The following is a 23,356-nucleotide window of genomic DNA, read 5'->3' as shown; positions in this document are numbered from 1 at the left end:
ACTGTCTATCTTCAATAGGCAAGCGGGAGCTTCGTCAAAGACCATATGTCGGCGTGAGTCACGCCGGTCGCTTTGTCGCTATGGCGCATGGAGCCCTATGGAAAACCTCGGTCTTGATCCGTCACCAGGAAGCAGCCCCTCCAATCAGGCGCTGACCCGGACCACCTTGCTGGGATGCTTGGGGCTGTTGCTGGCGCTGTTTCTGTTCACCGCGGTGTTGCTGGTGTACATCGCCCTCGATCAGAACCTCGCCGCCGAGCAGCACAGCCGCCTGGATCTCGACAAGGCACTGCAGGCCTTCGACAGCAATGCCCGCACCACCCTCAAGGACTACGCGCTGTGGGGTGATGCCTACCAGCACTTGCACCTGAGCGTCGATCTGGAGTGGGCTTTCACCCGTCAGAACTTCGGCCCGACCCTGTACCAGGACCTGGGCTTCGACGGGGTGTTTGTGATCGACCCGCAGGGGCGGACCGTCTACGCGCTGGTGGCCGGACGCCTGGTGTCGATGGATGCCCGGGACTGGCTGGGGGAAGCCCTGCAACCTCTGGTGGATCACGCGCGTCTGGCGGCGGCCGGCGGCAACGCCAGCAGCCGCTACCTGTCGATCGCCGGCGTTCCGGCGCTGGTGGTGGCCGATGTGCTGAGCCCGGGCAACGATCCGCAGGTGCGGGGCGATGCCGGACCGCAATCGGTGCTGATCTTTGTGGCTCGCTTGGATCCGACGCGGTTGCTAGCCCTGGGGCAGGGAATGGGCATCGAGCAACTGCAACTGGCCGCTGCCGGAGCGGCGGACGGGCTGCCCACCCTGGCCTTGCCCGAAGGCGCCGGAACCCTGCAGTGGCAACCCGCGCGTCCGGGGCACCGGTTGTTGCTGCTGGTGATGCCGCTGTTGCTGTTGGCGGGCCTGCTAGTAGGGCTGATGGCTGGGTTCCTGTTGCGCCGAGCCGCTGCTGCGGCGCGGCTGATGGATCAGCAAGTGCAGGCCTTGCGCGTCAGTCGCTGGGCCCTGGCGGCCAGCGAGGAGCGTTTTCGCGACGTCGCCGAAGCTGCCTCCGACTGGATCTGGGAAGTCGATCCGCAACTGCGTTTCACCTATCTCTCCGAGCGCTTCGAGGTGGTCACGGGGCTGGCTCGGGAGGCAACCCTGGGACTGGCGATGGACGAGCTGCTGAGCACCGATCAGGATTCGCTGCAAAGCTGGCTGGCGCTCCCGGACCGGCACCCGCAGGCGGTCTTGCAGTGCACTTACCTGGATGGTGAGCGGCAGCCGCGGATCTGCCGTCTTTCGGTGCGGGCCATGGCTGCTGGTGGTTACCGTGGCACCGCCAGCGACATCACCGAGGAAGTCGCGGCCCGGCGGCGGATCGAGTACTTGTCCCAGCACGATGCCCTGACCGGGCTGGCCAACCGCACGCGCATGCAGGAGTTTCTCGAAGGCAAGCTCCAGGCCTTGCCGCTCTTGCAGGAGCCCTTGTTGATGCTCAGCATCGACCTCGATCGCTTCAAGCCGGTGAATGACCTGTTGGGGCATGCGGCCGGCGACCAGGTGCTGCATGAGGTCTCCCAGCGCCTGAGCCAGTGCCTGCGCAGTGAAGACCTGGTGGCCAGGGTCGGCGGCGACGAGTTTGTCCTGGTGGTGCCGGGGCAAGTGACCGAGGCCGAGATCGAAGGCCTGTGCCGGCGCTTGATCGAGCGGATCGAAGCGCCGTTCTACATTGGCGGGCATGAAGTCTTCATCAGTGCCAGCATCGGCATTGCCCGGGCCCCGGCCGACGCCCGCCAAGCCGAGGAGTTGCTGCGCTTCGCTGACATTGCCCTCTACGAGGCCAAGGCGGCAGGACGCAGCACCTGGCGTTTCTATGCCGCTGACATGAAGGTGCGGATCATCGAGCGGCGCAGCCTGGAGCGCGACCTGCGCCATGCGATTGAACAGGATCAACTGATCCTGCAGTTCCAGCCTCGTTACCGGCTGGCCGACCGACGCCTGGTGGGCGCCGAGGCGCTGGTGCGCTGGCAGCATCCGCAACGCGGGCTACTGGAGCCGGAGGTGTTTGTACCGATCGCCGAGGACAGCGGCCTGATCCTGCCGTTGAGCGACTGGGTGCTGCACGCGGCCTGCCGCGCCGCCCGCAGCTGGCCCGGGCACCTGCTGCTGGCGGTAAAGCTGTCGTCCAGCGAGTTTCAGCGCGGGCAACTGGTGGCCCGAATCAACGGTGCGCTGATTCGGAGCGGGCTGGAGCCCTCACGGCTGGAACTGGAAGTGACCGACAAGATGCTGTTCGACGACAGTCGTCAGGTGCTGACCAGCATGCAGGGGCTCAAGGCTTTGGGTGTGCGTCTGTTGATGGATGACTTCGGTACCGGCTACTCGGCGTTGCAGTTCCTGCAGAGTTTTCCTCTGGATGGCTTGAAGATTGACCACAGCCTGGTGGCCAGGATGCACGGCAATGACACCGGGCGTTCGATTGTCCAGGCGATCGTCGACCTGGCGCACGCCCTGTCGTTGCGGGTGGTTGCCGAAGGTGTGGAAACAACGGAGCAGCTCAAGCTGCTGCATGCCATCCAGTGCGACGAGGTCCAAGGCAGCCACCTGGGGCCGCCGCTGGAGACTGCAGGGTTATTGGCACTCTGCGCCGAGGCGGCCCAGGCCGCAGGTTCGAGCACCTGAGCGAGGTGCGTTCAGGGCAGGTGATCGGCGGCGAAGTCCGCCTCCGAGCGGGCCTGCAGGCGGCCCTTGCGGCAGGCCTGCTGGAAGCGCTCGAAGTCCCGTTCGTTTTGCGTGGCATAGGCCTGGGCGTAGTGCCACAGGGCTTCGGCCAGGGTCTCGCTGCTGCCGATATAGCCGCTGATCAGCGCCGCTTTGCCCGAAGCCTTGGCATGGGCCCGGGCCAACGCCCGGCCACAGACCCGGGCATAGGCAGCAAAGGTTTCTTCATCGAAGGTTTCCAGTTCCGCCGAGACCTTCATGTCCCGCAGTTGGCGCACATAGAAGTGGCGACCATTGGGGCCGGTGGTCCAGCCCAGGAACAGGTCGCTGGCGGACTGCATCAGGCGTTGCCCTTCCACCACTCGCTGGCCGTTGTGGCGCGGCCGTGAGCGAGTATTCACGTAGTCGGCGAGCACCGAGCGTCGGGCCTCCTTGAACTGCAGGAACAGCGGCTGCTGCTGGTTATCGGTGAGCAGCGCGACCAGGCAGCGGGTGCCGACGCTGCCCACGCCCACCACCTTGAACACCAGGTCACGGGCGCTGAATCGGGCCAGCAGGTCACGCCGGTCGGCCTGCAGGGTGCCGCGATAGTCGCGCATGAAGGTGTCGTACAGTGGCCGCCAGTCTTCCAGGCGCATCCAGTCGTCATCGTTATCAAGCAACGATGTCTCTTTGTGCAGGTGGAAAATCTCCGGCAAGTCGTCACGAATCCGCAACTGTCCGCGGCTGTCGCGTTCGCTGATCTTCGGCAACAGGCCGGCGTGGGTGCGTCGCGCTGCCTTGTCTATGGCCCGTTGCAGATGCCCGAGGACATTGCCGTTGGCCTGCGCCTGTTGCAGCAGGTCGTCCTGGGTCAGGGCGTCGTACCAGATGTCCAGGGCGTTCTGTCCGGCGCAGGTGGCCATGCTGCGCTGGTAGGCGCCCACCAGTTCGCGGCAGACCCGTTCCTCGACTCGGGCGCCGTGGCGAAGGTGCCGGGCGGCGATCAGGAAACTCGCCACCAGGCGCTTCAGGTCCCATTCCCAGGGCCCCGGGTGAACCTCGTCGAAATCGTTGACGCTAAACAACAGGTTGCGTTCCGGGGTGGCGAAGCCGCCGAAGTTCATCAAGTGGCAATCGCCGCAGATGGTCGAGCGCAGGCCCATGTCTGGTGTAGTCGCCAGGTCGTGGGCCTGGAGCAGGGCGTTGCCGCGGTAGAAGGTGAAGGGCGACACCAGCATGCGTCCGTAGCGCAACGCCACCAGGGACTGGACCCGCCCCTGGCTCGAGGCTTCGATCAGCGGCAAGGGGTCGCGCTTGACCTGCCCGGGAGCCGCATGGGAACTGCGGGGACAGTGCTTGCGGGCTTGCTTGCCTTGCTTGAGCGGGTCGCTGGGGCGGTTCATGGCTGGCACCTGTGGGAGGGCGAGGTATTGTTGCCGGCGTTTGCCCGGGCGCAGGGTTCAGGCATCGGACGCTGCCGCGTCACGGGCCTCCTGGCGGATCGGCAGCTCCACGCGAAAGGTGCTGCCGACGCCGAGCTGGCTGCGCACGCTGATCTGCCCCCCGTGTTTCTTGACTATTCCATAGGACAACGACAGCCCCAGGCCAGTGCCCTGGCCCACGGGTTTGGTGGTGAAGAAGGGGTCGAAGATCTTCGCCAGGTGCTGCTCATCGATGCCGCAACCGCTGTCGCTCACTTCCAGCCAGACCCGGTCTGCGTCTGCGCCGTTGCTGAGGGTGATGGTGCCGCGTTCCGGGCCGATGGCCTGGGCGGCGTTGACCACCAGGTTCATGACCACCTGGTTGAGCTGCGAGGGCAGGCACTCGATGTCCGGCAACGTGTGGTAGTCCTTGATCAGGTCGGCCTTGTACTTGAGTTCGTTGGCGACGATGTTCAGGGTCGAGTCGATGCCCTGTTGCAGGTTGGCCATTTGCCACTGCTGGTCGCTGTCGACCCGGGAGAAGTTCTTCAGGTCCTTGACGATCTGTTCGACCCGGCCGATGCCGTCCTTGGACTCTTTGATCAGCAGCGGAATGTCTTCCTGGAGAAAGTCCAGGTCGATGCTTTCCCGCAGGCTTTGCAAGCGCTTGCGCAGCTCCGGTGCGGCGATCGCCTCTTCGGCCTGGCGATAGGCGCTGAGCATCTGGTTGAGCTGTTGCAGGTAGCCGGCCAGGCTGCCGAGGTTGGAGGAGACAAAGCCGATGGGGTTGTTGATTTCGTGGGCGACCCCGGCTGCCAGCTGGCCCAGGGAGGCCAGCTTCTCGGATTGCACCAGCTGGTTTTCCAGTTGTTTGCGTTCGTCGATCTCCTGCTGCAGGGCTGCCCCGGTCTGTTTCAGGTCTTCGGTGCGCTGTTCCACCAACTGCTCCAGGTGATGCATCTGCAACAGCGCGCGGGCAGTCATTTCCCACTTGCTGGTGAGGGTGCTGGCCATCTGCTGGACTTCGATGTTGTCGAAGGGTTTTTTCAGGATCAACAGCCGGTTGTGGCCCTGCAGGCGTTCCAGCAGATCCTCCCAGGAGTAGTCGGAATAGGCGGTGCAAACCACTACCTGCAGACGCGGGTCCGCTTGCCATAGCCGCTCGATGGTCTGGGCCCCGTCCCAGCCCAGGGGCATGCGCATGTCGACGAAGGCCAGGGCATAGGGTCGCTGCTGTTCCAGGGCCTGGCAGACCAGGCCCAAGCCTTCCTCGCCACCGTAGGCCGAGTCCAGTTCGAAGGCCGGCTGCTGGGGCTTGGTCGAGGCGCCGAACAGCTGCGCCTCGAGGTCGTCCAGGGTGCTGTCATCCTGGGGCGGCGGGGTGAGGATTTTGCGGAAGTCCTCGTGAATCGACGGGGTGTCGTCGATCAACAGAATGCGGCGGTTGCTCAGCTCTTCCATCATTGGCCCTCGGCGCTGATCAGCGGAATGTCCAGGGTAAAGGTGGCGCCCAGGCCCGGTCCGTCACTGTGCACGCTCAGCTGTCCGTCCATTTCCATGGCGGCCAGGGCGCAACTGTGCAGGCCGAAGCCGTGCCCGTCCTTGCGGGTGGTGAAACCGTGGGCAAAGATTCGCGTCAGGTTTTCTGCGGCAATGCCTTCGCCTTCGTCCTTGACGCTGATGCGTAGGGTCTCGCCGTCCACTACCCGGGCGCTCAGGGTCAGGGTCCGTGGGTGATCATCGAGCCCGGACATGGCGTATTTGGCGTTGCTGATCAGGTTGATCAGGATCAGCAGCATGCGGTGCTTGTCGCCCATGACTGCAGGCACTGCGGCGTAGTCCCGGACCACGGTGACTTGATGCCGGGTCAGGGCCCCGGAATTCATCCGCAGGGCATCGTCGATCAACTCGGCGACCTTCAGCGGTTCGACCAGGCGCGACGCCCCGGCATAGGACTGCTGGGTGGCGACGATCTCCTTGATGTGGTCGACGCTGCGGCTCAGTTGGGCCAGCTCTTCGCTCATGCCTTGCTGCTCGCTGGCGATGGCCTGCACCAGCTGGTTGAAGTAACCGGGAAGCAGCTTGCCCTTTTCGTCCTCGCTGAAGAAACGCCCCAGGTCGCTGCCGTGCTGGTTGACCAGTTGCATCGCCTTGCCCAGGCCCAGGGCTTTGCTGGTACGCAGTGTGCGGCTCAGCAGCTCGCTGGAAATGTTGACGCTGTTGAGCACGTTGCCAACGTTGTGCAGCACGTTGGTGGCGATTTCCGCCATCCCGGCCTGACGCGCCGCGTCCAGCAGTTCGCTCTGCACCTCCTTGAGTTCCCGGGTGCGCTCCTCAACCCGCTGCTCCAGGTGTTCATTGGCGCTTTGCAGGGCGGTGTTGACTCGCTGGATGACCGCATAACTGCGCACCAGCCTGACCACCAGGTAGAGGATCAGCAGCACCAGCAACACCGAGAACAGCAGCAGGTACTGGTGCGCCTTCTGGTCTTGCAGGTCGGTCTGGAGCTGGTCCTGGTTGAGCAACTGGGTGATGGCGTCCAGGCGCCCGGCGATCGGGATCGAGGTGATCCGCTCCAGCAGGTCATTGACCACCGGCTGTTCGCGCAGAATCACCGAGACATGGTTGCTGAGAATCTCCACCGGCTGGTGCAGCGGTTCGGGCAGACGCTCCTTGTTGATCGCGAGCTTGTTCAGCCCCAGCAGGATGTCCGCGGCCTTGTCGTCGGTGGAAACCTGGGCGAACTCCAGGCTGCTGAGCAGCAGGTCGTAGGTATCGATGGCGATGTTCTGCTGCGCCAGTCGCTGTTCATCGTCGAGGCTGGCCAACCGCAGTTGGATGTCGTCTTCGGCGGTGGGCAGGAACGCCAGGGAGTTGCGCAGTATGGAGTTGTGGGACTTGAAGCGCTCCACCAGCCCGGCCTTTTCCTGCAGCGCCTCGAGGAATGCCTGATGGCTCGCCTGCCAGGCCGCCGGATCGCTGTGGTCCTGTTTCGAGGCCCGATCGAAGCGGCTCCAGAGCTCATTGATCTGCTGCACCGGGATCACCAGCGGATCGTAGTTGTGGGTGATGGCGATACGTGCCTTGAGCACCTCGGTTTCCCACTGGGCGTTGAGTTGCTTGATGTGGCCGATCAGGTCCCGTGACAGGGCGTAGTTCGAGGTCTGGCCGATCATCGTCTTCAAATACACAAACGCCAGCGCCATCACCAGGCCCAGGGTCAGCAGCGTTGCGGGCAAGCGGCGCGGCAGCTTCATAGGCGTGGGTCCTGCTGTTCGCCCGTGAGGGTCTTGAGAAACTTGACGATCAGGCTGGTATCCAGGGGGTTGGGCAGACGTCCCAGTTGATACTTGAACATCACCTCCACTGCCTGCTCCAGGGTCTGCGCCGAGCCGTCGTGGAAGTACGGGGCGGTGAGCGCAACGTTGCGCAGGCTGGGGACCTTGAAGACATTGCGGTCCTGCTCGTCGCCAGTGATCAGGAAACGCCCGAGGTCGGCCTCGGTGGGGTTGCCCCGGGCCGTGAAGTAATCGCCCATCACTCCGAACTTCTGGAACATGTTGCCGCCGATGTTGACCCCCTGGTGGCAGGCGATGCAGCCGTAGTCCTTGAACCGCTGGTAGCCGTGTTTTTCATCCAGGCTGAGGACCTCGGTGTTGCCTTGCAGGTATTGGTCGAACCGCGAATTGCTGCTCAGCAGGGTCTTTTCGTAGGAGGCCAGGGCGTTCTGCACATTGGTTGTAGTGACGCCATCCGGGTACAGCTCGCCGAAGGACTGGCGGTAGGTGGTGTCGTCACTCAGGGTGCGGAGCAGGTTGGGCCAGTTGTTGCCCATCTCGATGGGGCTCTGCACCACGCTATCGATCTGCGCCTCAAGCGTTTCGGCGCGGCCGTCCCAGAACTGGCGAAAGTTCAGCGCGGCGTTGAACACACTGGGCGCATTGACCCGGGTCGGCTGCCCGAGGAACCCCGGCGAAGTTGCGCGGCCATCGGCGCCGCCCTTGTCCAGTTGATGACAACTGGCGCAGGACAGGCTGCTGTTCAACGACAAGCGCGGCTCATTGAACAGCCGCCGGCCCAGCTCGACCTTTTTGGGATCGAGGGTGGGCGGCGCGGGCAAGGGCTTGAGCGGTTCATCCAGTGCCTCACCGTGGGCGTGCAGGCCAGTACCCAGCAAGGTACTGAGCAGCAGGCAGTTCAGTGCGCGCAGCAGGTGCTTGCGATACTCACGGGTGGCGCTCATGGCCGTGCACCGGACGGGGAGGCGGTCTGTGCACTGAGCAGCCGGGCGAATTCCTCGGCGGGCAGGGCCTTGCTGAAGTAGTAACCCTGGCCTTCCTCACAGCCCTGATGCTGCAGGAATGTCAGTTGTTCCGGGGTTTCCACCCCTTCGGCGATGATACTCAGGTGCAGGCTGCGACCCAGGTTGATGATGGCGCTGACCAGCGCCGCGTCCTTGTGGTCATGGCTCACTCCCTGGACAAAGGACTGGTCGATCTTCAGTACGTCCACGGGAAACTTGCGCAGATAGCTCAGGCTTGAATAACCGGTGCCAAAATCGTCGATGGCCAGGCGTACTCCCAGGGTCTTGATGGCCTGCAAGATGGCGAGGGTGGCTTCGACGTTCTGCATCAGCACGCCTTCGGTGATTTCCAGCTCCAGTAAGGCGGGGTCCAGGGCGCTGTCACGGAGCGTTGCCTGCAGTTGCTGGAGCAATTGTGGCTGTCTGAAGTCGCTGGCCGAGAGATTCACCGACAGGCGAATGGGTGTCAGGCCGGCGTCTTGCCAGGCCCGGGACTGGCGAGTGGCCTCACCCAGCACCCACTGGCTGATGGCGGTGATCAGGCCGCTGTCTTCGGCCACGGGAATGAACTGCGCGGGGCTGATCCAACCCTGCTGCGGGTTGTGCCAGCGAATCAACGCTTCGGCGCCCACCACCTGGCCCGAGGCCAGGTGGATTTTCGGCTGGTAGTGCAGGCAAAACTCCTGGCGTTCCAGGGCCTGGCGAATGCCCGATTCCAGGTGTTGCTGTTCCCGGGCCTGGTGGCTCATGTCTTCGGTGAAGAAACCGTAGCTGCCCGGCGCCTGGTCCTTGCTGTTGCGCATGGCCATCTCGGCCTTCTTGATCAGCGACAGAGCATCCTGGCCATCCTCGGGGTACAGGCTGATGCCCAGGCTGGCGGTGACCCGCAGGTCGTGCCCGGCGATGTCATGGGGCTGGCCCAGCTTCACCAGGAGTTTTTGCGCGACGACCCGTATCTGGGGCGGTGGGTGCAGGTCATGCACCAGCACCACGAACTCGTCGGAGCCGTAGCGGAACACCGAGTCGGATTCACGCATGCTGTGCTGCAGGCGCTGGGCAATTGCCTTGAGCAGCTCATCGCCCGCCGGGTAACCCAGGGCATTGTTGATCCGCTTGAAGCGGTCCAGGCCGATGAACATCACCGCCACTTGCTTGTCATGGCGTCGGGCCTGGGCCATGGCCTGGTCCAGGCGGTCGCCCAGCAGGGTGCTCGACGGCAGCCCGGTCAACAGGTCGTAGTGCAACAGGTGGGAGACCTTGAGCAGCTCAGCGACTCGATCCTCGATGGTCTGCTGCAGCTCGTTGAGCTTCTGCCGGGCGTCCTGGGCCATCTGCCATTTCCAGGTCAGGGCGTTGGCCATCTGGCGGATTTCCAGGCTGTCGAAAGGCTTTTTCAGGATCAGCAACTGGTCGCCAAACACCAGGCGCTCGGCCATGTCCTCCCAGGAATAGTCGGAGTAGGCGGTGCACAGGGCGATCTGCAGGTCCGGGTCGGCCTGCCACAGGCGTTCGATGGTTTCCAGGCCGTCCCAGCCGGGAGGCATGCGCAGGTCGATGAATGCCATGGCGTAGGGCAGGCCATGGGCCAGGGCCGATTCGACCTTGGCCAGGGCTTCGCGGCCCTGAAACGCCGAGTCCAGGCTAAAGGTTTGGGCGGCCTGGGGCGGGGCACTGCCGAACAGCTGCTGTTCGGCGAGACCCAGGGCCAAGTCCTGGCGGGGCGCGAGAATCTTTTGGAAGTCGTCATGGATCGAGGGGCTGTCGTCGACGATCAGCACCCGTCGGTTGACCCGCTCAGACAGCGAGCCAGAGGCCTCTTGCGATCTTTTCTGTGCGTCGCAGCCAGCGTCCATAGACCTTCCCTAGTGCTCTGAGCTTGCGTTCAACGCTGTCAGCATAGTCATTGCTAGAGCTCCCCAGAGGCGTTTTTTTTCAGTGCAGGTGGCCGGGTGAAAATAAAAAATCCATCTAGGATTGTCTGGGAAATCCCGCAGTTGCCGAGCGGCCTGTGAGATCCGTCGAGGAAACGCTGTGTCGCCCAGGGAGAAGCTGCATGGAAGATTCGCCACTGCCCGAGTCCGGCCCACGCGCCAGCCTGTTGCTGGTGGATGACGAAGAGTCGATTCTCAGCAGCCTGAAGCGCCTGTTGCGCAGCCAGCCCTATGAGGTGCTGCTGGCCAATAGCGGCGCCAGGGCCCTGGAGATTCTCGCCGAGCGTCCCGTGGACCTGGTCATGAGTGATGCACGCATGCCCAGCATGGATGGCGCCACCTTGCTCGCCCGCGTGCGTGAGGGCTACCCGACCACCCGGCGGATTCTGCTCACCGGGTATGCCGACCTGGAGACCATCGTCAAGGCGGTCAACGAAGGGCAGATCCACCAGTACCTGAGCAAGCCCTGGAATGACGAGGAGCTGCTGCTGATCCTGCGCCAGGTGCTGGAGCACCAGCAGGCGGAGCGTGAGCTCAAGCGCTTGCAGCAGCTGGTCCTGGAGCAGAATCGCCAGCTCAAGGCGAGCAATGTCGGCCTGGAGCAGCGCGTGACTTCGCGCACCGCAGAGTTGCAGCAGACCGCAGATATGCTGGACCTGGCCTACGACGAGCTCAAACACAGTTATGTAACGGCCACCGAGGTGTTTTCACTGCTGGCCAACCTGCGGCTGCCGACGGACAAACAGACCAACCGCAAGGTCATCGACCTGGTGCGTGTCTGTTGCATCAGCCATGGCCTGGACGAAGCCTCCAGCCGCGACCTGGCCATGGCCGCGGCGTTGTACAACATCGGCAAGCTGAGCTGGAGCGATGCCATGCTCAACTCCCCGGCGGACTTGTTGCATCACCTGGAGCGTGATCGCTACCGCGCCTATCCGAAGCAGAGCGAGTCGCTGCTGATGTCCCTGGAGCCCATGCAGGACGCCGCGCGCCTGATCCTCCATCACCAGGAACGCTGGGACGGCAGTGGTTTTCCCGACCACCTCAAGGGCGAGGCCATTCCCTGGGGGGCAAGGTTGCTCAAGCTGGCGGTGGACTTCATCGAGCTGCAGTGCGGGTTGATCCTGGAGCGGCGGATGAACAGCGACGAGGCTTTGCTGTTCATTCGCAAATACGCCGGCCGGTTGTATGACCCTGAGCTGGTGGAAGACTTTGTCCGGAGCTGCGCGGCCTATCTCAGCGATGTCAGCGTCGACGACCCGACGGTCAAGGTACTGGGGACCCGGGAACTGCAGGACGGGATGGTCCTGTCGCGCAATCTGAATGCCGACAACGGCATGTTGCTGCTCAATGCCGGCAAGGTACTCAATGAACCCCTGGTGCAGAAACTCATCGCTTTCGAAGCCATGGAGGGCGCCAAGTACAGCATCTTTGTCCGGGTGCCCGAGGTCGGTGGGGCTAGCCCCGGGATTCCCGGTGGTTGATCGCAACGCTTGATCTGTGACGCGTTGAACGTCATCTTTTGCCTTCTGCCGGGTGGTCGTGGTGACGCGCGGAGATCACAGCGCCCGACCTGGGCCAGGCCGCGATGGATTTTCCGGGAGCAATGCGATGGATCTGGCAACCCTTTTTCTCTACATCGTCACGGTGAGTGCGGTCATGATCACCCCGGGGCCGTCGATGCTGCTGGCCTTGAACAACGGCGCGAGCCACGGCCTGCGAGTGGCGGGCTGGGGGATTGCCGGGGCGGCGTTGTCCGACCTGCTGCTGATCGGCGCCGTGGGGTGTGGACTGGGGGCGTTGCTGCAGGCCTCGGAGCCGCTGTTCGTGGTGGTCAAGAGCTGCGGCGCGGTGTATCTGCTGTACCTCGCCTGGTGCCTGTGGCGTGCCCCGACCCAGGCCCTGGCACGCTCGCTCAACGCTGCCTCGGGCAGCTCCGGGCGCTCGGCCTTTCGCCGGGCGTTGCTGGTGGGGTTGTCGAATCCCAAAGGCTTGTTGTTTTTCTCGGCCTTCGTGCCGCAGTTCGTGCGTCCGCAACAGCCTGTGGCAGAGCAGTACCTGATCCTCGCGCTGGTCAGTGCCCTGGTGGACTGCGTAATGATGAGCCTCTACGCCGTCGGTGGGCGGCGCGCCATGGCGACGTTTTCCGCCCGGGTCATGGGCTGGATCAATCGCAGTTGCGCCGGCCTGCTGGCGCTGTTGGCGGTGGGGGTTGGCCTGTATCGGCGTAGCGATAACCCTGCGCTCTAGGCGGTTCGCTGGTATTTTGTCGCCCCCCCGGCACCTGGCCGGTTTTCCGGGGACGCCATGGCGCCCTTGTCATGTTCCTGCAACGCTCCGCTGCCAAGAAGGTGAGGCTATGTTCAATCCGCTCCACCCCGATGGCGGGGCCAGGACGCTTCGATTCCCCAAGGAGAATTCACGATGAAACAGTTTTTTGCCCTGATGGCGGCCCTGGTGCTGACCCTGGGGATGGTGGGCATCAGCGACGCGCGCCAGCCCAAGCAACAGCGCGACTCGGTAGCGGGAACCTTCGACTATTACCTACTGACCCTGTCCTGGTCGCCGACCTTCTGCCTGATGCACCCGGAGAACCAGCAGTGCACGGGCAAGGGCTACGGTTTTGTCCTGCACGGCCTGTGGCCGCAGTACGCCAAGGGCGGCTGGCCGGAGTCGTGCCCGCCACTGACGCCGCTGAGCCGGGAAGAACGCGCCAAGGGCCTGACCCTGTTCCCCACGGAAAAGCTGCTCAACCACGAATGGACCAAGCATGGCACCTGCAGCGGCCTGGGCGGCATGGGCTACCTGGATGCGGCGGACAAGTCCCTGGCCAAGGTACAGATTCCCGAGGCGCTGCAGCCATCGACGCAGGTGCGCTACTTCGAGGCCTCGGCGATTGCCCAGCAGTTTCGCCAGAGCAATCCGGGGATTGCCGAAAATGGCATTGCCATTCTCTGCAGCGGCCCCGAGCTTTCCGAAGTACGGGTGTGCCTGACCAAGGACCTGGACTTCGGTGCCTGCGGCAAAGGTGTGAAGGACCAGTGCCGTGCGGGCCAGATTCGCGTACCGCCGATTCGCTGAGGGCGTCTTCGCCGGCCAATCGACTGCTGCCGCAGGGCAACTGCAGGCGTTGGCTGGCGGCAAACCGGACCACGCCCGATCGCCGCCAGTAGCAGGGTCTACAGGCTGGCGAGCAGGTTCTGCAGGCGCTCGGCGGTTGCTTGGCCGCAATCCTGCATCGGTGCCCGCAACTGCGGCTCGATCAGCCCTTGATGGGCCAGCAACGCTTTCACCGGTGCCGGATTGGGCTCGGCGAACAGGGCCTGGATCATCGGCACCAGTTGCAGGAAGGTCGCCCTGGCCGCGTGCAGTTGTTGTGCCTGAACCTGTTGCAGCAGTTGCACGAACCGCTCAGGGCGAATATGCGCCGAGGCCGCAATGGCTCCGCAAGCCCCCAGGCATAAGGCGCTGAACAGCTGCAGATCCTCGCCACAGAGTACTTCCACGTCGCCACTGGCCAGCAGCGCCAGGGTGTTCTCCAGGTTGCCGCCGCAATCCTTGACCGCCTTGATCTGTGGATGGCGGACGATGTTGAGCAAGGTGCTTTGCTGCAGGGTGACCCCGGTGCGGTAGGGAATGTCGTAGACGATGATGGGCACGCTGGAGGCATCGGCGACGCTGTGGAAGAAGCTTTCCAGGGCTGCCTGCGAAGGCCGGATGTAGTAGGGCGCAGGCACCAGCAGGGCCGCCACCGGGCGTTTGAGAATCTGCTGCTGCAGGCTCAGCAATGACTTCAGGTGGTTGCCCGCCAGCCCCATGATCACCCGCCCGGCAGGTGCTGTTTCCAGTACCGCATCGAGTACTGCCAGTTGCTCGTCCTTGTCCAGGGCGGCGGCTTCACCGGTGGTACCGCAGACCACCAGCCCGGCCACGCCACTGTCCAGCAGGTGGCTGCTCAGACGCCGCAGGGCGGCAAAGTCGATGGCGCCGTCGGCGAAGGGGGTGACGATGGGGACCCAGATACCTTGAAACGATGACATGCGTGTTCTCCTGATGGTTGACCGTCGGGTCACGTCAGAAGAGTAGAAGGGCAATCAGCAAAGGGAGGGTGTCCGTAGCGCCTGAGGTCCTGTCAGCTCATCTGACGGGACACAGCGCCCCGGTCACATGAGCGACTGTTTCTTCGATTTAGAGCTGCAAGCCACCCACGCCTCGGCCTTGGCAGACAAGCCAAGGGCGCGAAAGTCGAAGTCAAGGGTGTGGGGCATGGTCAAGACAAGCTCTGAAATCAGGCGCTCAGTTTTAAGAGCCAGCGTGATGTTTGTCAATCCTCGAACACCGCGAATTCGGCGCGCATCCTGCCGTTGTGCTTGGCCCGGTACAGCAGCTTGTCGACCTGCTCGACAAACTCCAGGGCCTTGGCGCCCTCAAGGGCCAGGGTGGTGCCGACCCCAAGGCTCAGGGTCAGCCAGCGGGACACCGTCGAATGTTGGTGGTCGATTTGTTGCTGGCGAATCAACTGCAGGCATTTGTTGGCCACCAGCCGGGCCGACAGCGCGTCGGTCTCCGGCAGCAGCCAGACAAACTCTTCGCCGCCAATGCGGGCAATGAAGTCCCGGGGGCGGTTGGCGGCCAGGGACAGGGTCTGGGCCACCAGGCGCAAGGCTTCATCGCCCTGGAGGTGGCCGTAGTGGTCGTTGTACTGCTTGAAATAGTCGATATCGAGAATGATCAGGCTCAGGGGCAGTTGGCTACGCTGGGCGCTGTTCCATTCGCGTTCGAGCATGGTGTCGAACATCCGCCGGTTGGCAATCGCGGTCAGGCCGTCCTGGAATGAATACTCTTCCAGTTGCTTCTGCAGGCGCACCAGGTGCTCTTCGGTCTGCTTGCGCTCACTGATGTCGAACATGAAGCCGACCAGCGCCTCGACCTCGCCGTCCTTGCGCACCACGTGCACCACATCGCGAATCCATACGTAGTCGCCGTCTTTGGTCAGCGCCCGGTAGTCGGCTTCGTGGTCGACCCCGGCCCGGGACTGCGAGACGCAGAACTCCACCACGTACTCGCGATCGTCCGGGTGCATGCGGCTCACCCAGTCGTCGACGCTGGCCCAACTGTCCGGGGTCCAGCCCAGCAGGTGTTCAATCTGCGGACCGATGTAGCTGAAGGTCATGGTCTTCCAGTCGATGCGCCAGGGAATGGCCTTGGTCGATTCGAGCAGGGTCTTGTACACGTCGTGATTGGGTTCAGCAGGGAGGTTGGCAGAATTCAACACAGTCAGAGCCTCGGCGGAAGAAAAACTGCCGCAGCATGGCGGTGACGGCTAATGAGAATCAAGGGGGGCTGGGGGGCAGATGATGGATGGCTTGGCCGCCGCCGGATTTTACGCCTCGGGCCAGCGATATCGGGTTGCGGGAAGGCCCTGGGCGACGATGGACGTCGGACTGACGTCGGCGAGCAGGGCGCGCCAGAACGCGCCTGCAGGCAGGTTGGCGTCGAAGTGGGTCAACTGCCATGGGCCGCTTGTGCTGGCGAGAAGTTGCTGCGCCACCCGCCGGCCGAAGCCCTGGCGGCGAAAGCGTCGGGCAATGAACAGGTAGCCCAGGTTGCAGCGCGTCGGGCTGTCGCATTGCTGATGGTCGACGACGGCAAAACCGGCCAGTTCGCCATCCACCAGGATCAGCCAGGGCCGGGTAGCGGGGTCGCGCCAGTAGTCGTCCAAGGCCTGGATCGGGTACAGCCCCTGGGCTCCGAGCTTCAGCGCCAGCCACTGGCTGAGCTCATAGAGATAGAACTGCATGAGGTTGTCCAGGCAGGGCCAGTCGTCGCGAGCCGCCGGGCGCAGTTCGAGGTGCTTCATCCGCGGGCGTCCTGGGCAACGCCGGCCAAGGCCAGCGCCGCGGCATGATCGTCGGCGCTCAGGCGGTACAACAGGCTGGGGGGCAGGCCCGGAAAATCATCCAATTGGCCGTCGAGGGTCAGCCCCAGGCGTTCCAGGACGCGTCTTGACGGCAGGTTGTCGGGGCGCACCAGGCCGGTGATCCGTGGTGCATGCAAGTCTTCGAAGGCCAGTCGCAGGGCGGCCTGGGCCATTTCGCCGGCGTAGCCTTGGCCCCAGGCAGCGGGGCTGAAGCGCAGGTACAGGTTCAGCCCCGGCTCATGGCCGAAATAGGCCTGCATGATGCCGCCGAAACCAATGATTTGTTGCGGCTGGGCCAGCAAGGTAATCGCCCAGTAGCCGAAGCCGTGGCGCTGCCAGTGGTCGATCCAGGTGTGCAGCTTGTCGGCGCTGGCAGCGTCGCTGGCCGGGCCATGAGGGTTGAAACGGTTGGTCTGCGGATCGCCATGGATGGCGCAGACTTGTGGCAGGTCGGCCAGGGTCGGTGCGCGCAACAGCAGGCGGGCGGTTTGGGTGCTGGGAGCAGGCATGGGCAAGGCTCTTTGGCAAAGGCGTTGGGGCAGGATGGGGGTGTTTCACCCGCTGCTGGGGTGATGCCGGATTGGCCGCCAGGCGGCCTGCGCGACCCAGAGAAGGTAGGTGATGACGCGGTGCTTTTCCATCGCTGGCGCGCCGGATGAGGCCAGGCGGCAGAAAGAATATTTCTCAATCACTACCGGGTCTGTCTTTGGTTATCAGGCTAAGTATTGATCCAGGTCATTAAAGTTTGATCTAGAGTCACTGAGGTCCGAAACACCAATGAATATTCGATGCCCGTATTAATTGTCGTATCTAGACTCGATTCGGCTGGACGCTGAGTGCTTGTTTGTCTGGGCTCGCAAGTTCCAGGAAAGTTCTGTAGGTGCGCAGAAGCAGTCTTCGGGTAATCGCAGGATGCGCAAGTTGCTATTTGATAATGACTGGCAATTCATTACTTTCCTGCGAGGTTTTTCCGATGAAAAACAATCTCCCGGTGACTCAGCGTGAGCGGGTGTTTCCTATTGAGCAACGGCTTATCTCCGCGACCGACATTCGCGGCAAGATTACTTACTGCAACGATGAGTTCGTCGCGGTCAGTGGCTTCAGTCGTGAAGAGCTGATTGGCAGCCCACACAACACGGTGCGCCATCCGGACATGCCCGAAGCGGTGTTCGCCCACATGTGGTCCTACCTCAAGGATGGCAAGAGCTGGATGGGCATTGTCAAAAACCGCTGCAACAACGGCGATCACTACTGGGTCAACGCTTATGTCACGCCGATATTCAGCCAGGGCGTGATCGCCGGTTATGAGTCGGTGCGGGTCAAGCCCGAGCGTGAACAGGTGGAGCGGGCCGGCGAGCTGTATCAGCGCCTGCGCGGCAATAACCCGGCGTTGCCCTGGGGCCGCCGGCTGGCCACCGCCAGGAGCTGGGTCCTGCCGCCGCTGCTGGCCCTGGTCGCCACCCTCGTTGGCTATTGGCTGGGTGGCCCCTGGGCCGCGCTGGGGGCCGTGATTCCAAGTGTTGCGGCGTTGCAGGGTTACGCCGTCTATCGCGCACGGCAGATGCTGAGGCGGATCAGTTCGGTGTCCCTGGGCAGTTTTGACAGTGAGTTGATTGCCCGCACCTATACCGATGAACACGGCCCGGTGGCGCAGTTGCAGATGATCCTGATCAGCGAGTCGGCGAAAATCCGTACCGCCCTCAGCCGCCTGGGAGATTACGCCAACCAGGCGGCCGGCCTGGCTTCCACCAGCAAGAAACTGTCCGCCCAGGCGGAGTCGGCGCTGGGCCGGCAACGGGACGAAGCAGACATGGCGGCCACCGCGATGAACCAGATGGCCGCGTCGATTTCCCAGGTCTCGGTGCATATTCATGACACCGCTTCGGCCGCTGACCAGGTCAACAACCTGACCCAGGTGGGCTCCGATGAAGCCCGGAAAACCCGCGCGGTGATCGAAAAGCTGGCTGCCACCGTGGACGCGGTCAGCCAGTCGGTGGAGGGCCTGGCCGAGGAAACCCAGTCGATCCAGCAGGCGGCGAACATGATCCGCTCGATCGCCGAGCAGACCAACCTGCTGGCCCTCAATGCGGCGATCGAGGCCGCCCGCGCCGGCGAGCAGGGTCGTGGTTTTGCGGTGGTGGCCGATGAAGTGCGGGCGCTGGCCTCCAAGACCCAGGAGTCCACCATGAGCATCCAGCGGATCATCCTCGCCCTGCAGGAAGTGGCCAGCCAGGCGGTGGCGGTGGCGCGCCAGGGCAGTGTCGAGGCGCGTTCCGGGGTGGCTCAGGTCATCAGCACCCAGCAAGCCCTGGAGGGCATCAACTCGGCGGTGGAGCGCATTCACCAGATGAGCCAGCAAATGGCTGCCGCTTCGGAGCAGCAAGCCCATGTGGCCGAGGAGATCTCCGAGCAGATCACCAACATTGCCCGGGTCTCGGATCAGAACGCGGAAATCGCCGTGCACACATCTACGGTTGGTGGCGATCTTGAGTCCACCGCACTGGAACTTAATGCACTGGTCACGCGGTTTAATAGTTGATCGCCAATGGCAATAAGCATCTTTTGTTCAATAGCTGATTGATCTTTTTCAGTCCCGTCGAAGTCGCCTGTGCGGTGTGCAATTTAAGTTGTCAGTAATCGTGCAGGGTGGGTTGTGTAGAATCATCTGGAATGACTGTTATTGCGTTTTAACTGAAATCAGTTGATTGCATTAATGTGTTGAGCTTCGCAGAACTCTTTAAAAGCTCGAAGTTGAATCGGCAGCCCATGTTCGATGAACTAGTGTGTGGCGTTGAGCTCGTCTCAAGTGCATCGATTCGAGACTTGGCCGGGCTCCCCGGCATCCATTGCGAGATCGCCAAGAGAGTGGCAAGGGCGTGCCAGCAGCATTGCGATCTGAGTCACTTGCAGCACCCGGGGCTCTGCCCGAGCCGAGGGTAGTTTTCTGCAATACGCACCACCCACGCTTGCCTAACCTGTCCTGCGGTTGATCCCACCCAGACAGGAGAGGCAAATGATGAGCGTAGTGTTTTCCATGGCGGCCTTTGCCCTGGCAGCGTCGATTACCCCGGGACCGGTGAACATCGTGGCCCTGGGCAGCGGTGCGCGGTTTGGTTTCAAGGCCAGCTTGCGACATGTCGGCGGGGCGACCCTGGGTTTCACCCTGCTGCTGGTCCTGACCGGGTTGGGGCTGCATGAACTGTTGCGGCAGTGGCCGTTCCTGAGCCGGGGCATTGGGCTGTTCGGCGTGGCCTTCCTGCTGTTCATGGCCTGGAAGCTGGCCAGTGACGATGGCCGCTTGGATGCCGATGACGAGGCGCGGGCGCCGTCGGCCTGGTCTGGCGCGCTGATGCAATGGCTCAACCCCAAGGCCTGGTTGGCCTGCGTGGCCGGTATGGGGGCCTTCGCGGGTGACGGTGAGGTGCATCGGGTGTGGTTGTTCGCCGGGGTGTACTTCGTCATCTGCTACTTGTCGATTGCCAGCTGGGCCTATGCTGGCGGTTTTCTGCGGCACTGCCTGAGCAACCCGCCAGGCATGCGTCTGTTCAACCGCAGCATGGCGCTGTTGCTGGTTGCCAGTGCGGCCTATCTGCTCATTTGAACGGCAGGTTTCAGCTGTCGCTTGCTGCCTTGAGGCTTGCCGTTCGCGGCTGCCGCCGGTATTGCCCTGGCGTGGCTGCCAGGTGTTGTTTGAAGGCCCGCTGGAAATGCGCCTGATCGGCGAAGCCGGCCTCCAGCGCCACCTCGGCGATCGGCGCGCCGTTGCGCAGGCGGGCCTGGGCAAACTGCACCCGTTGATTGACCAGGTACGCGTGGGGCGGCATGCCGAACTGCTGCTTGAAGGCACGGATCAGGTACGACGCCGAGAGTTGCGCGGCCTGGCAGATATCCTCCAGCGTTAGCGGCGCAGTGCAGTGCTGGCGGATGTACAGAGCCGCCCGCTGAAGTTTGTCATTGCTGATCCGCGGCACGGGCTGCGCGGGGTTCAGGCGCTGTTGCAGGTCACTGAAGAACGCCACCGTGCAGCTGTGTTTGTGCAGGATCTCGGCCTGTTCGTCCACCAGGACCTGGTACAGCTGCTCGAGTTCGGCGAACAGCTGTGGGTCGTGGCTGTGGGTGGTGTCGAAGGGGCGAAACTCCTGCTCTGGGCTGAAGCCCAGTTCGTGCTGCAAACGGGTCAGCCAGGGCGTGTCGACATAGAGCATGCGATAGGCCCAGGGCTGGTCGTCGATGGGGTTGCAGGCATGCACCACGCCGGGGTTCATCAGCACCACGGTGCCGGCGTCGACCCGCCACTGCGATTGTCCGCTCAGGTAGGTGCTGTGGCCGGCAGTGATGCAGCCAATGGAGAACTGGTCATGGGCGTGACGGCTGTAGCAGACCTGGCGCCCGTCGGCGATGGAGCGGGCCTCAATGAACGGCAAGGCCGGGTCACGCCAGAACCGGGGCGCCTGGTCGGTGGGCAGTGCGGGTTTCATCCTTGGGTTTCCATCGTTGCGGGGCTGACGTGAGTGTATTAGCTGTTACCGTCGAAGGCTCGCGGTAGATGGTTTGTGCCGGAGGAACGGGTCTGGAGGCGTTGCATGGTGTCGGTTCTCAATGGGTAGAGCGAGCCGTGGAGCGGGGTGGCGAGCCTGGGTGTGAATGGGAACTGGGCGCGGTTAACGCAAGAAGTCCGCGGACCCTGCAAATCATATTGATTCAAGCCTGCGCCGGGTGCTGCCAGCAGCCTGTCGCTCGGCAACGTCGTTCAGCTCTGCAGTGCCCGGGACGATAAAACACCGGGGCGTACTGTATTCAGTGCTTGCTGGCAGGGGTTTCTTCAGTGGTATCTTCGCTTGCATCCCATCGCCATGGCCGGACGCGGCAACGCCATTGCCATGATTCGATAGGGACCGTCTGCGAGATATCGGCGTGCAGTGGCAGAGGGGTAAGGCTGATGCGGCAACTGGGGTACAAGCTGTTTTTCACCCATCGCCTGGCGCTCCTGGCGGGCGCCGAGTCATTGCGCTCGATTCGCGAGGGCCTGCTCTGGCTATTGCCTTGCCTGCTGGTCTCGGCGGTGTTCCTGATCTTTGCCCAATGTGCCCAGGCCCTGGGCGCCCCCAGTACCCTGGTGGAGCTGCTGACCGGCCTGCATACCCGGATCAGTTCGATCATTCCCTTGCTGGTGGCGGCTTCGATCGGCTACATGCTGGCGGTCCAGCACCGGCTACCGCAGTTGCCGGTGGCCTTTCTCTGCCTGTCCCATGTGGTGATCGCCATCTACCTGATGCGCGATTACCCGTTGGCCTCGGCGACCTTCGTCCTGTTCATTGCCATTGCCTCGCCCCTGATCAATGTCCCGGCCATGGCCTGGCTGCACCGTCGGCGCTGGACTCGGCTGGTGGACGAGGGCTTGGTCGGGCACAACCTCAAGGGCACCATCAACATGGTGTTGCCGGGGCTCCTGACGTCCGTGGTGCTGGTGTGCATGCTGCAATTGCTGCTGCAGATCCATGACTTCGCCTACATCCAGCGGCCGATGGAAATCAGTCGCCTGGAAAATCCCTATCTGAACGCGATACTCCTCACCTCCACCAACTCGCTCCTGTGGTTCTTCGGCATTCACGGCACCTACGCGATGCAACCGTTGATGGATGTGATGGATCAGGCGGTGGCGCTGAATGCCGCGGACCAGGCTGCCGGGCAACCGCTGCGGTTTGCCCTCAACAGTGGCCTGCTGGGCTGTTTCGCGTTTATTGGCGGTTCCGGCGGCTCCCTGGCACTGGTGCTGGCGATCCTCGGTTTTTCCAAGAGTCGTTCCATGCGTCTGCTGGCCCTGGCGAGCCTGGGGTTGTCGCTGTTCAACGTCAATGAACTGCTGCTGTTCGGGCTGCCGATCATCCTCAACCCGCGCCTGCTGGTGCCATTCCTGCTGGTGCCGATGGTCAATGTCTGCCTGGCGCTGACGGTGGTGCAACTGGGCTGGGTAAGCCCGGCGCTGGTCAGCGTGCCCTTCACTGCGCCGGTACTGCTCAATGCCTACCTCAGCACCCAGGGCGACTGGGGCGCGGTGGTCCTGCAACTGGTGCTGCTGGGGATCGGTGCGCTGATCTACATGCCCTATGTGCGCAGCATCCAGCGCCAGGGCGAACGCTCCGACCAGGTCTACCTGAAGACCTTCGACACCACCTTCCGCGGCTTGGAGGAGCGCGGCCGGTTGTTCGAACTGGACCCGGTGGTGGCCTCCTACAAACAGGCGGCCCAGCAATCCTTGCAGCTGGCGCGCATCCAGCAATTGAGCGAGTACGACTTTCACCTGGAATACCAGCCCCAGGTGGCCAAGGGCATTGGGTTGTGCACTGGCTGCGAGGCATTGATCCGTGCCAGGGACCGTGAGGGCAAGGTGCAGTCGCCCTGGGAGCTGCTGCAATGGCTGGGGCAGGCCAGGATGATGCCCGAGGTGGATTTCTGGGTGGCCTCCCAGGCGGTGCGCCAGTACCTGGCCTGGAGCAGGATCGGCTTTGAGTTGCCGATCACCATCAATATCTCCAGCGCCACCCTGGCCTCGGCGGAGCATGGCCAGCGGCTGCTGGAGATTCTCGCCCGAGCCCGGGGCCAAGTCTCGGTGGAGATCACCGAGGACGCCCTGGTCGGCGACGCGTTGCTGACCCAGCAGTGGATCGGCAAGCTGCATGCCCTCGGCGCCCGGGTCTACATCGATGATTTCGGTACCGGTTTCTCTGCCTTGAGCTACCTGCATCAGTTCCCGGTGGACGGGATCAAGATCGATCGCAGTTTTGTCCTGGCGCAACGCGAACCCAAGGGCGCCCAGGTGTTGAATGGCCTGCTGCGTTTTTGCGAGACCCTCAAGCTCAAGGTGGTCGTGGAAGGCGTGGAAACCCGCGAACAGCTGGAATTTCTGCAGTCCACTTCGGAGCTGATCATCCAGGGCTGGTATTTCAGCAAATCCTTGCCGGGGGAGCAGATTCCCGGTTTTGTCAGTCAGCGGGCACGTAACGCCATGGCCGCCAACGAAGACTGAATCGGGCCTGGCGGGGCCGCAGGTTGCCAGGTCCGTCAGGCTGCGTACCCCGAATTTCATCG

Annotated in this window: 17 protein-coding genes and 1 pseudogene; 8 read left to right on the top strand and 10 right to left on the bottom strand. The window is 63.2% G+C overall.

The window, feature by feature from the left end; translation table 11 throughout:
* The first annotated feature begins 97 nt into the window (after window positions 1–97).
* Window positions 98–2,671, top strand: coding sequence for a bifunctional diguanylate cyclase/phosphodiesterase (locus GV818_RS23895; RefSeq protein ID WP_161777711.1), 2,574 nt, complete (start codon window positions 98–100; stop codon window positions 2,669–2,671).
* A gap of 11 nt (window positions 2,672–2,682) precedes the next feature.
* Here the strand turns inward: GV818_RS23895 and GV818_RS23890 are convergent, their stop codons facing one another.
* Genes GV818_RS23890 through GV818_RS23870 form a run of 5 tightly spaced genes read right to left on the bottom strand, consistent with a single transcriptional unit; the run spans window position 2,683 to window position 10,269 of the window.
* Window positions 2,683–4,095, bottom strand: coding sequence for a DUF2252 domain-containing protein (locus tag GV818_RS23890; RefSeq protein WP_161756250.1), 1,413 nt, complete (start codon window positions 4,093–4,095; stop codon window positions 2,683–2,685).
* 57 nt (window positions 4,096–4,152) lie between these two features.
* Entirely contained in the window at window positions 4,153–5,574 is a 1,422-nt protein-coding gene (locus GV818_RS23885) for an ATP-binding protein (protein ID WP_161777732.1), read from the bottom strand.
* Window positions 5,574–7,370: a DAHL domain-containing protein gene (locus tag GV818_RS23880; RefSeq protein ID WP_161756251.1), complete on the bottom strand. Its 1,797-nt coding sequence runs from the start codon at window positions 7,368–7,370 to the stop codon at window positions 5,574–5,576. Before GV818_RS23880 ends, GV818_RS23885 begins: the two co-directional genes overlap by 1 nt.
* On the bottom strand, window positions 7,367–8,356 hold the full coding sequence (locus GV818_RS23875) for a cytochrome-c peroxidase (RefSeq protein WP_161777710.1): 990 nt from the start codon (window positions 8,354–8,356) through the stop codon (window positions 7,367–7,369). Before GV818_RS23875 ends, GV818_RS23880 begins: the two co-directional genes overlap by 4 nt.
* Window positions 8,353–10,269 (bottom strand): putative bifunctional diguanylate cyclase/phosphodiesterase, encoded by a 1,917-nt coding sequence (locus GV818_RS23870; protein WP_161777709.1) that lies wholly within the window; start codon window positions 10,267–10,269, stop codon window positions 8,353–8,355. The genes GV818_RS23875 and GV818_RS23870 overlap by 4 nt, the downstream gene beginning before the upstream one ends.
* A 200-nt stretch (window positions 10,270–10,469) precedes the next feature.
* Here GV818_RS23870 and GV818_RS23865 point away from each other — a divergent pair, with 200 nt between their 5' ends.
* The 3 genes from GV818_RS23865 to GV818_RS23855 all read left to right on the top strand — a co-directional run bounded on the left by GV818_RS23865 (window position 10,470) and on the right by GV818_RS23855 (window position 13,428).
* A complete protein-coding gene (locus GV818_RS23865) occupies window positions 10,470–11,831 on the top strand; it encodes an HD domain-containing phosphohydrolase (protein WP_161756254.1) in 1,362 nt (453 codons plus the stop codon).
* Window positions 11,832–11,958: 127 nt separating this feature from the next.
* Window positions 11,959–12,597: a LysE family translocator gene (locus GV818_RS23860; RefSeq protein WP_161756255.1), complete on the top strand. Its 639-nt coding sequence runs from the start codon at window positions 11,959–11,961 to the stop codon at window positions 12,595–12,597.
* Window positions 12,598–12,771: 174 nt separating this feature from the next.
* The gene (locus tag GV818_RS23855; protein WP_161756256.1) at window positions 12,772–13,428 is read left to right on the top strand and encodes a ribonuclease T2 family protein; all 657 of its coding nucleotides are present in this window, start codon (window positions 12,772–12,774) and stop codon (window positions 13,426–13,428) included.
* Between the two features lie 98 nt (window positions 13,429–13,526).
* Here the strand turns inward: GV818_RS23855 and dapA are convergent, their stop codons facing one another.
* From dapA to GV818_RS23835, 4 genes are all read right to left on the bottom strand, one after another.
* Window positions 13,527–14,387 carry a 4-hydroxy-tetrahydrodipicolinate synthase gene (gene dapA / locus GV818_RS23850; protein ID WP_161777708.1) on the bottom strand — a complete coding sequence of 287 codons (861 nt, stop codon included), beginning with the start codon at window positions 14,385–14,387 and terminating at the stop codon, window positions 13,527–13,529.
* Window positions 14,388–14,671: 284 nt separating this feature from the next.
* Window positions 14,672–15,622 (bottom strand): sensor domain-containing diguanylate cyclase, encoded by a 951-nt coding sequence (locus GV818_RS23845; protein ID WP_368668891.1) that lies wholly within the window; start codon window positions 15,620–15,622, stop codon window positions 14,672–14,674.
* Between the two features lie 108 nt (window positions 15,623–15,730).
* Window positions 15,731–16,207 carry a GNAT family N-acetyltransferase gene (locus GV818_RS23840; protein ID WP_161777707.1) on the bottom strand — a complete coding sequence of 159 codons (477 nt, stop codon included), beginning with the start codon at window positions 16,205–16,207 and terminating at the stop codon, window positions 15,731–15,733.
* The gene (locus GV818_RS23835) at window positions 16,204–16,776 is read right to left on the bottom strand and encodes a GNAT family N-acetyltransferase (protein ID WP_161777706.1); all 573 of its coding nucleotides are present in this window, start codon (window positions 16,774–16,776) and stop codon (window positions 16,204–16,206) included. Before GV818_RS23835 ends, GV818_RS23840 begins: the two co-directional genes overlap by 4 nt.
* A gap of 425 nt (window positions 16,777–17,201) precedes the next feature.
* Between GV818_RS23835 and GV818_RS35335 the strand changes: the two are divergent.
* From GV818_RS35335 to GV818_RS23825, 3 genes and pseudogenes are all read left to right on the top strand, one after another.
* A pseudogene (locus tag GV818_RS35335) lies at window positions 17,202–17,555 on the top strand (PAS domain-containing protein); the annotation flags it as partial.
* 273 nt (window positions 17,556–17,828) lie between these two features.
* Window positions 17,829–18,806: a methyl-accepting chemotaxis protein gene (locus tag GV818_RS35330; RefSeq protein ID WP_434738396.1), complete on the top strand. Its 978-nt coding sequence runs from the start codon at window positions 17,829–17,831 to the stop codon at window positions 18,804–18,806.
* A gap of 477 nt (window positions 18,807–19,283) precedes the next feature.
* A complete protein-coding gene (locus GV818_RS23825) occupies window positions 19,284–19,868 on the top strand; it encodes a LysE family translocator (RefSeq protein ID WP_161777704.1) in 585 nt (194 codons plus the stop codon).
* 10 nt (window positions 19,869–19,878) lie between these two features.
* Here GV818_RS23825 and GV818_RS23820 read toward each other — a convergent pair whose 3' ends face one another.
* Window positions 19,879–20,745: an AraC family transcriptional regulator gene (locus GV818_RS23820; protein WP_161777703.1), complete on the bottom strand. Its 867-nt coding sequence runs from the start codon at window positions 20,743–20,745 to the stop codon at window positions 19,879–19,881.
* A 461-nt stretch (window positions 20,746–21,206) separates the two neighbouring features.
* Between GV818_RS23820 and GV818_RS23815 the strand changes: the two genes are divergently transcribed.
* On the top strand, window positions 21,207–23,294 hold the full coding sequence (locus GV818_RS23815; protein ID WP_161777702.1) for a PTS sugar transporter subunit IIC/EAL domain-containing protein: 2,088 nt from the start codon (window positions 21,207–21,209) through the stop codon (window positions 23,292–23,294).
* The last annotated feature ends 62 nt before the right edge of the window (window positions 23,295–23,356 follow it).

The sequence above is a fragment of the Pseudomonas sp. Fl4BN1 genome (genome assembly GCF_009908285.1).
Taxonomy (GTDB): domain Bacteria; phylum Pseudomonadota; class Gammaproteobacteria; order Pseudomonadales; family Pseudomonadaceae; genus Aquipseudomonas.
The sequence above is the reverse complement of the archived record's forward strand: the minus strand, read 5'-3'. Positions and strand labels throughout refer to the sequence as shown.

Excerpts from the sequence above, each read along its gene's own strand:
- GV818_RS23895 (WP_161777711.1), top strand. The coding sequence starts at position 98 with ATGGAAAACCTCGGTCTTGATCCGTCACCAGGAAGCAGCCCCTCCAAT.
- GV818_RS23890 (WP_161756250.1), bottom strand. The coding sequence starts at position 4,095 with ATGAACCGCCCCAGCGACCCGCTCAAGCAAGGCAAGCAAGCCCGCAAG.
- GV818_RS23885 (WP_161777732.1), bottom strand. The coding sequence starts at position 5,574 with ATGGAAGAGCTGAGCAACCGCCGCATTCTGTTGATCGACGACACCCCG.
- GV818_RS23880 (WP_161756251.1), bottom strand. The coding sequence starts at position 7,370 with ATGAAGCTGCCGCGCCGCTTGCCCGCAACGCTGCTGACCCTGGGCCTG.
- GV818_RS23875 (WP_161777710.1), bottom strand. The coding sequence starts at position 8,356 with ATGAGCGCCACCCGTGAGTATCGCAAGCACCTGCTGCGCGCACTGAAC.
- GV818_RS23870 (WP_161777709.1), bottom strand. The coding sequence starts at position 10,269 with ATGGACGCTGGCTGCGACGCACAGAAAAGATCGCAAGAGGCCTCTGGC.
- GV818_RS23865 (WP_161756254.1), top strand. The coding sequence starts at position 10,470 with ATGGAAGATTCGCCACTGCCCGAGTCCGGCCCACGCGCCAGCCTGTTG.
- GV818_RS23860 (WP_161756255.1), top strand. The coding sequence starts at position 11,959 with ATGGATCTGGCAACCCTTTTTCTCTACATCGTCACGGTGAGTGCGGTC.
- GV818_RS23855 (WP_161756256.1), top strand. The coding sequence starts at position 12,772 with ATGAAACAGTTTTTTGCCCTGATGGCGGCCCTGGTGCTGACCCTGGGG.
- dapA (WP_161777708.1), bottom strand. The coding sequence starts at position 14,387 with ATGTCATCGTTTCAAGGTATCTGGGTCCCCATCGTCACCCCCTTCGCC.
- GV818_RS23840 (WP_161777707.1), bottom strand. The coding sequence starts at position 16,207 with ATGAAGCACCTCGAACTGCGCCCGGCGGCTCGCGACGACTGGCCCTGC.
- GV818_RS23835 (WP_161777706.1), bottom strand. The coding sequence starts at position 16,776 with ATGCCTGCTCCCAGCACCCAAACCGCCCGCCTGCTGTTGCGCGCACCG.
- GV818_RS35330 (WP_434738396.1), top strand. The coding sequence starts at position 17,829 with ATGCTGAGGCGGATCAGTTCGGTGTCCCTGGGCAGTTTTGACAGTGAG.
- GV818_RS23825 (WP_161777704.1), top strand. The coding sequence starts at position 19,284 with ATGAGCGTAGTGTTTTCCATGGCGGCCTTTGCCCTGGCAGCGTCGATT.
- GV818_RS23820 (WP_161777703.1), bottom strand. The coding sequence starts at position 20,745 with ATGAAACCCGCACTGCCCACCGACCAGGCGCCCCGGTTCTGGCGTGAC.
- GV818_RS23815 (WP_161777702.1), top strand. The coding sequence starts at position 21,207 with ATGCGGCAACTGGGGTACAAGCTGTTTTTCACCCATCGCCTGGCGCTC.